The organism is Pseudomonas sp. GM33 (assembly GCF_000282295.1).
GTDB classification, from domain to species: domain Bacteria; phylum Pseudomonadota; class Gammaproteobacteria; order Pseudomonadales; family Pseudomonadaceae; genus Aquipseudomonas; species Aquipseudomonas laurylsulfatiphila.
On the sequence record NZ_AKJO01000025.1, the window covers coordinates 20,301 to 27,443 of the forward strand.

The following is a 7,143-nucleotide window of genomic DNA, read 5'->3' on the forward strand; positions in this document are numbered from 1 at the left end:
TCAATGCCGCACATTTTGATCGTCGAAGACGAAACCATTATCCGCTCCGCCTTGCGCCGCCTGCTGGAACGTAACCAGTACCAGGTCAGCGAAGCCGGTTCAGTGCAGGAAGCACAAGAACGCTTCACCATTCCCTCGTTCGATCTGATCGTCAGTGACCTGCGCTTGCCGGGCGCGCCTGGCACAGAGTTGATCAAGCTCGCCCAAGGTACGCCGGTGCTGATCATGACCAGCTACGCGAGCCTGCGCTCGGCCGTCGACTCGATGAAAATGGGTGCGGTGGATTACATTGCCAAGCCATTCGACCACGACGAAATGCTACAAGCCGCCGCACGCATCCTGCGTGACCGACAAACGGCACAAACCGGTGGTGAAGCGGTTGCCGGCAAAGCCGCCAACGGTGCGGCGAAGTCCGGTGCCGACAACAGCAACGGTGAAATCGGCATTATCGGCTCATGCCCGCCGATGCAGGACCTGTATGGCAAGATCCGCAAAGTCGCGCCGACCGATTCCAATGTGCTGATCCAGGGCGAATCGGGCACCGGTAAAGAACTGGTGGCCCGCGCCCTGCACAACCTGTCCAGACGCGCCAAGGCACCGATGATTTCGGTGAACTGCGCAGCCATTCCGGAAAGCCTGATCGAGTCCGAACTGTTCGGCCACGAAAAAGGCGCATTCACCGGCGCCAGCGCCGGGCGCGCCGGCCTGGTGGAAGCGGCGGACGGCGGCACCTTGTTCCTCGACGAAATTGGCGAACTGCCACTGGAAGCCCAGGCTCGCCTGCTGCGCGTATTGCAGGAAGGCGAAATTCGTCGCGTAGGTTCAGTGCAGTCGCAAAAAGTCGATGTGCGCCTGATCGCCGCGACTCACCGCGACCTCAAGAGCCTGGCGAAGATCGGCCAGTTCCGCGAAGACTTGTATTACCGCCTCCACGTTATTGCGCTGAAGCTGCCAGCCCTGCGCGAACGCGGTGCGGACGTCAACGAAATCGCCAACGCCTTCCTGGCGCGGCAAAGTGCGCGAATCAACCGCACCGACCTGAAGTTCGCCGCGGATGCCGAGCAAGCCATTCGTCACTACTCCTGGCCGGGCAACGTTCGCGAACTGGAAAACGCCGTCGAGCGCGCGGTTATCCTGTGCGAAAGCCCGGAAATCTCCGCCGAGCTGCTGGGCATCGACATCGAACTGGGCGACCTGGAAGATGACGAATTCATTGGCCTGCCGCCCCAACAGGGCAACGGCAACGCCGGTAACAGCAACCATGAGCCGACCGAAGACCTCTCCCTGGAAGACTACTTCCAGCATTTCGTCCTCGAACACCAGGACCACATGACCGAAACCGAGCTGGCCCGCAAACTCGGGGTCAGCCGCAAATGCCTGTGGGAACGCCGTCAGCGCCTGGGCATCCCGCGGCGCAAGACCGGGGTGGCCAGCGAAAGCTGAACCCCACCTGTCTCATGTGCGGGTAACACGTGACATTGTGAAAAAACTGTTACCTCAGCTTTTTCACGTAACAGAAGCCGGGGCTTACGGTAACGAAGCCCCGGCTTTTTTTCGCCGTCGAAATGCCCAACAGCCGACCTAACCCCTTGTTTTATTGGGTTTCGCAAAAGTTGGCACGCACCCTGCTATATGTTTGGTACAAGAACAATAACAAGCAATGCACAAGACAATAAAAATAAGACGAATCGACTCACGCACAATAAAAACAAGACGGCGAGAGGCGCAGCTAACTGATTCTTTTGGAGAGGCGTTGTATTTGGGGCTTGCCCCACGACCAGGCCGAGAACAACAAAAACTGTCCTAAGACAGAGCCTGTACTGGTTGGATCGAAAGATCACTGCAATTCAGCGACCAAAGCAATCCGTTTGCTCTTGGCTCCCGATTGGGAGGGTCATGAAGGAAAGCTTCATGGCAAGGGCACTTAACAAAAACAAAAAGCCCGAAACCAAAAATAAAAATAGAGCATGCAACTACTTCTTGGGGAGCTTCGGCTCCCCTTGTAGTTTCTGCGATTCAGAAAAACCCGCGTATCACTGTAGGAGCGAGCCTGCTCGCGAAAATCCCACAGGCACCTCGGGGCATCTGGTTTTACGCGTAATCGTTCACGTCCATCGCGAGCAAGCTCGCTCCTACACCCTGCGCCTTACAGCTCATATCTGCTGTGTCCTACACCATCCCCCGACTAAATGCTAGAATCCCCGCCCATCATGCGGTCATTCTTCTGTTATGGCCGAATATTCCTTCAAACAGTGCATCCCATGCTGAAGAAGCTGTTCCAGTCATTCCGTTCTCCCAAGCGTCCTACGCAACACATTCGCAGCACGCCTGAAGTGCTCAACAGCGGCCAACACTCGCTGCAAAAGGCGCAATTCAGCCGCTACGCGGTGAATATCGTTGAACGCCTGCAGAGCGCCGGTTATCAGGCTTACCTGGTGGGCGGCTGCGTGCGCGACATGTTGCTGGGCATTACACCGAAAGATTTCGACGTTGCCACCAGCGCCACCCCCGAGCAGGTACGGGCCGAATTCCGTAACGCGCGAATCATCGGGCGTCGGTTCAAACTGGTGCACATCCACTTCGGCCGCGAAATCATCGAAGTCGCGACCTTCCGCGCCAATCACCCGCAAAACGAAGACGAGGAAGACAGTAACCAGTCTTCACGCAACGAAAGCGGGCGCATCCTGCGCGATAACGTCTATGGCACCCTGGAAGAAGACGCGCAACGTCGCGACTTCACCATCAATGCCCTGTATTACGATCCGGTCAGCGAGCGCATCCTCGACTACGCCAACGGCGTACACGACATCCGCAACCACCTGATCCGCCTGATCGGCGATCCGAAGCAACGCTACCAGGAAGACCCGGTACGCATGCTGCGGGCCGTGCGCTTCGCCGCCAAGCTGAATTTCGGTATCGAAAAACACAGCGCCCTGCCCATTCGCGACCTGGCGCCGATGTTGCGCGAGATCCCGTCGGCTCGCCTGTTCGAAGAAGTGCTCAAGCTGTTCCTCTCCGGCCACGCCGCCGATACGTTTGAAATGCTGGTCGACTTGCAGTTGTTCGATCCACTGTTCCCGGCCAGCGCCGAAGCACTGGAATACAACCCGACCTACACCCACACCCTGATCAGCGAAGCCCTGATCAATACCGACCTGCGGATCAAGCAGAACAAACCGGTCACCCCGGCGTTCCTGTTTGCAGCCCTGCTCTGGCCTGCCCTGCCGGCGCGCGTCCTGCGTCTGCAGGAGCGTGGCATGCCGCCGATTCCGGCGATGCAGGAAGCAGCGCATGAGCTGATTGCCGAACAGTGCCAGCGAATCGCGATTCCGAAACGCTTCACCATGCCGATCCGCGAGATCTGGGACATGCAGGAACGCCTGCCGCGTCGCAGCGGCAAGCGTGCCGATCTGTTGCTGGACAACCCGCGCTTCCGCGCCGGCTATGACTTCCTGCTGTTGCGCGAGAGTGCAGGCGAACAGACTGACGGCCTCGGCGAATGGTGGACCGACTATCAGGACGCCAATGAAAGCGAGCGCCGCGACATGATCCGCGACCTCAGCGGCAAGGAAGAAGGCACCGGCGCCCCGCGCAAGCGTCGCCGCAGCGGTGGTTCCAAGCGCAAGCGCGCCGCCGGCGCTTCGAGCACCACGGGCGAGTAATCCATGGAACGCATCTACATCGGCATGGGCAGCAATCTGGCTGACCCCGCCGAACAATTGCGCAGCGCCGCCGAGGCGCTGGCGTCCTTGCCGCAATCCCGTCTGGTCGGGGTTTCGGCGTTTTATCAAAGCGACTCACTGCTTCCCGGACAACCGCGCTACACCAATGCAGTGGCCGTGCTCGACAGCACGCTGGCGCCACTGGAATTGCTGGATGCCTTGCAGGCCATCGAAAACGGCCAGGGTCGCAAGCGCCTTGAACGCTGGGGACCGCGTACGCTGGACCTCGACATCTTGCTGTTCGGTGATCGCCTGATCGACGAACCGCGCCTCAAGGTTCCCCACTACCACATGCAGGAACGGGCCTTCGTGCTATATCCATTGGCCGAACTGGCACCTGCCGACCTGCAGCTGGCCGATGGCCGGACCTTGGCCGAACTGCTCAAGGCATGCCCGTTCGTCGGCCTGGAACGCCTGCCCCAAAATTGACCGAAATCCCCTGTGGGAGCGGGCTTGCTCGCGAAGGCGGTGTTTCAGCCAACATTGATTCTGGATGACACACCGCCTTCGCGAGCAAGCCCGCTCCCACATTGGTTTTGTGTCGGGCACAAGATCTGCTGCTGAATCGCATCAGTTACGCCGGTAACACCCCACCCGTAACAATGCGGTAACACACGCAATTGACTTCCCTCGTTCTCCTCACGACTATAGGCGTCCCGCTGCCGCCAACACGGCGTTCAAGGGCGCAATCCAGGCCTTAAAAGCACGACGAAAGAGCGTGCGCCTGTATTCAACGAAGAATCACGCGCGTTACTCGCAGTAGTTTCCACAGCGCCTGAATGAGGAACTTTTCATGCCAGCCATCACCCTGACCACCCTGCAAGGTCTGAAGCAAAAAGGTGAAAAGATCACCATGCTGACCTGCTACGACGCAACCTTCGCCCACGCCTGCAACCAGGCCGGCGTCGAAGTGCTGCTGGTGGGCGACTCCCTCGGCATGGTTTTGCAGGGCCACGACAGCACCCTGCCTGTCACCAGCGCAGAAATGGCTTATCACGTGGCGTCCGTCAAACGCGGTAACAGCGATGCCCTGATCCTCGCCGACCTGCCTTTCATGGCCTACGCCACCACCGAACAAGCCATGACCAACAGCGCCCTGTTGATGCAGGCCGGCGCGCACATGGTCAAGGTCGAAGGAGCGTTGTGGCTGGCCGATTCGATCCGCCTACTGGCCGAGCGCGGCATCCCTGTCTGCGCGCACATGGGCCTGACCCCGCAGTCGGTGAACATCCTTGGCGGCTACAAGGTCCAGGGTCGCAATGAAAACCAGGCGCGGCAGATGCGTGCCGACGCGATCGCTCTGGAACAGGCTGGCGCGGCCATGCTGCTGCTCGAGTGCGTCCCGAGCGAGCTGGCTGAAGAAATCACCCAGGCGGTGAAGATTCCGGTGATCGGGATTGGCGCCGGCAATCGCACCGATGGCCAGGTGCTGGTTCTGCACGACATGCTGGGGCTGTCCATTACCGGCCGCGTGCCAAAATTCGTGAAAAACTTCATGACTGGCCAGACCAGCATTGAAGCTGCGTTGAATGCCTACGTGACTGAAGTCAAGGCAGCGACTTTCCCTGGTATCGAACACGGATTCTCTGCATGAACACCGTAAAAACCGTACGCGAACTGCGGGCCGCCGTGGCCCGTGCCCGTAGCGAAGGCAAGCGCATTGCCTTTGTGCCGACCATGGGCAACCTGCACAGCGGCCACGTTGCACTGGTGACCAAGGCCTCCCAACGGGCGGACTTCGTGGTGGCGAGCGTTTTCGTCAACCCGCTGCAATTCGGTGCTGGCGAAGACCTCGACAAGTACCCGCGCACCCTCGCCGCCGACCAGGAAAAACTGCTCCAGGCCGGTTGCCATCTGCTGTTCGCGCCGACCGTCGAGGAGATGTATCCCGACGGCATGGCCGGACAGACCCGCGTCAGTGTCCCGCAATTGTCCGAAGGCCTGTGCGGCGCAAGCCGGCCGGGGCATTTCGAAGGCGTGGCGACGGTGGTCAGCAAGCTGTTCAACATGGTCCAGCCGGACCTGGCAATCTTTGGCGAGAAGGACTTCCAGCAACTGGCGGTGATTCGCGCGCTGGTACATGACCTGAACATGCCGATCCAGATCATCGGCGAGCCGACCGTACGGGCGGCCGATGGCCTGGCGCTGTCGTCGCGCAACGGTTTCCTCAACGAAGAGCAACGCGCTGTGGCGCCGGTGGTCTACCGCACGCTGAATGCGATCAGCGAGGCGATCAAGCAGGGCGAACGCGATTACCCGGTGCTGATCGACACGCAGATCAAACAGCTCGAAACGGCTGGCCTGCGTCCTGACTATCTGGAAATCCGCCATGCCCTGACCCTGCGCCCGGCGACGGCGCAGGACCGTGACCTGGTGATTCTGGTGGCGGCGTTCCTCGGTACGACACGGTTGATCGACAACCTGCACCTGAACCTCGACGCGCCCGTCTGACCAACACAATAATCCTGTGGGAGCGAGCCTGCTCGCGATAGCGGATGTTCAGTCACAACAGTTTTGCCTGATCCACCGCTATCGCGAGCAAGCTCGCTCCCACAGGGGTTCTGCTGCGCCCATACAGACCTTACTGACGCCCACAAACCCTTCGGGCCACTTGCCCGCCGACCTGGGAAACATTCATGCACGCCATCATGCTCAAAGCCAAGCTGCATCGCGCCGAAGTCACCCACGCTGTACTCGATTACGAAGGCTCCTGCGCCATCGACGGTGAATGGCTGGACCTGTCCGGCATCCGCGAGTACGAACAGATCCAGATCTACAACGTCGACAACGGCGAGCGCTTCACCACCTACGCCATCCGTGGCGAAGAAGGTTCGCGCATGATCTCGGTCAACGGCGCCGCGGCGCACAAGGCCAAGGTCGGTGATCGCGTGATCATCTGCGCTTACGCTCATTACAGCGAAGCCGAACTGCTCAACTTCAAGCCGCGCATGCTCTACATGGCGCCGGGAAATGAGCTGAGCCACACCAGCAACGCCATTCCGGTTCAGGTCGCCTGACCGAGCCGAAGCGCATATCCCTTCCGTTTGTCGGACCGTTCCCTGTTCGTTGTACAAAAAAGTACCGGGAACGGGTCAGACAAAGTCAAGACAGATCGCAGCGCGAGAGTTACTGTATTCGCCCTGCGCCACAAAATCGTGTCGACGCAGTTGACCGGACGCCCACCCGCAGCGCTCCGGGCTTTTTAGTGTTCAAAAAGCCGTTCAAGTAAAAAGGAAACCCGCAGCGATGGCGTATTACCGCACCCCTCACGACGTGACCGCTCTGCCCGCCTGGCAAGCGCTGAATGACCACCGCCAAGCCATGCAGGATTTCAGCATGCGGGAGGCCTTCAACGCCGACCCGCAGCGCTTTACTCAATTCACCCTCAGCAGCTGCGGTCTGTTTCTCGACTACTCGAAGA

6 protein-coding genes and 1 pseudogene are annotated in these 7,143 nt (G+C 59.7%); all 7 read left to right on the forward strand.

The genetic code is table 11. The annotated features are described in order from the left end of the window. The first annotated feature begins 3 nt into the window (after window positions 1-3). Window positions 4-1,443, forward strand: coding sequence for a sigma-54-dependent transcriptional regulator (locus PMI26_RS24900; RefSeq protein ID WP_007971105.1), 1,440 nt, complete (start codon window positions 4-6; stop codon window positions 1,441-1,443). An 818-nt stretch (window positions 1,444-2,261) separates the two neighbouring features. Then, a complete protein-coding gene (locus tag PMI26_RS24895) occupies window positions 2,262-3,662 on the forward strand; it encodes a polynucleotide adenylyltransferase PcnB (RefSeq protein ID WP_007971107.1) in 1,401 nt (466 codons plus the stop codon). A 3-nt stretch (window positions 3,663-3,665) separates the two neighbouring features. Next, a complete protein-coding gene (folK, locus tag PMI26_RS24890) occupies window positions 3,666-4,151 on the forward strand; it encodes a 2-amino-4-hydroxy-6-hydroxymethyldihydropteridine diphosphokinase (protein WP_007971108.1) in 486 nt (161 codons plus the stop codon). A gap of 364 nt (window positions 4,152-4,515) precedes the next feature. Then, window positions 4,516-5,316: a 3-methyl-2-oxobutanoate hydroxymethyltransferase gene (gene panB, locus PMI26_RS24885; protein WP_007971109.1), complete on the forward strand. Its 801-nt coding sequence runs from the start codon at window positions 4,516-4,518 to the stop codon at window positions 5,314-5,316. Continuing rightward, window positions 5,313-6,173 carry a pantoate--beta-alanine ligase gene (gene panC, locus PMI26_RS24880; protein WP_007971110.1) on the forward strand — a complete coding sequence of 287 codons (861 nt, stop codon included), beginning with the start codon at window positions 5,313-5,315 and terminating at the stop codon, window positions 6,171-6,173. Before panB ends, panC begins: the two co-directional genes overlap by 4 nt. 185 nt (window positions 6,174-6,358) lie before the next feature. Next, window positions 6,359-6,739: an aspartate 1-decarboxylase gene (gene panD, locus PMI26_RS24875; protein WP_003228271.1), complete on the forward strand. Its 381-nt coding sequence runs from the start codon at window positions 6,359-6,361 to the stop codon at window positions 6,737-6,739. A 229-nt stretch (window positions 6,740-6,968) separates the two neighbouring features. Then, window positions 6,969-7,143: pseudogene (locus PMI26_RS31300) on the forward strand (glucose-6-phosphate isomerase); the annotation flags it as partial.

Excerpts from the sequence above, each read along its gene's own strand:
- PMI26_RS24900 (WP_007971105.1), top strand. The coding sequence starts at position 4 with ATGCCGCACATTTTGATCGTCGAAGACGAAACCATTATCCGCTCCGCC.
- panB (WP_007971109.1), top strand. The coding sequence starts at position 4,516 with ATGCCAGCCATCACCCTGACCACCCTGCAAGGTCTGAAGCAAAAAGGT.
- panC (WP_007971110.1), top strand. The coding sequence starts at position 5,313 with ATGAACACCGTAAAAACCGTACGCGAACTGCGGGCCGCCGTGGCCCGT.
- PMI26_RS24895 (WP_007971107.1), top strand. The coding sequence starts at position 2,262 with ATGCTGAAGAAGCTGTTCCAGTCATTCCGTTCTCCCAAGCGTCCTACG.
- folK (WP_007971108.1), top strand. The coding sequence starts at position 3,666 with ATGGAACGCATCTACATCGGCATGGGCAGCAATCTGGCTGACCCCGCC.
- panD (WP_003228271.1), top strand. The coding sequence starts at position 6,359 with ATGCACGCCATCATGCTCAAAGCCAAGCTGCATCGCGCCGAAGTCACC.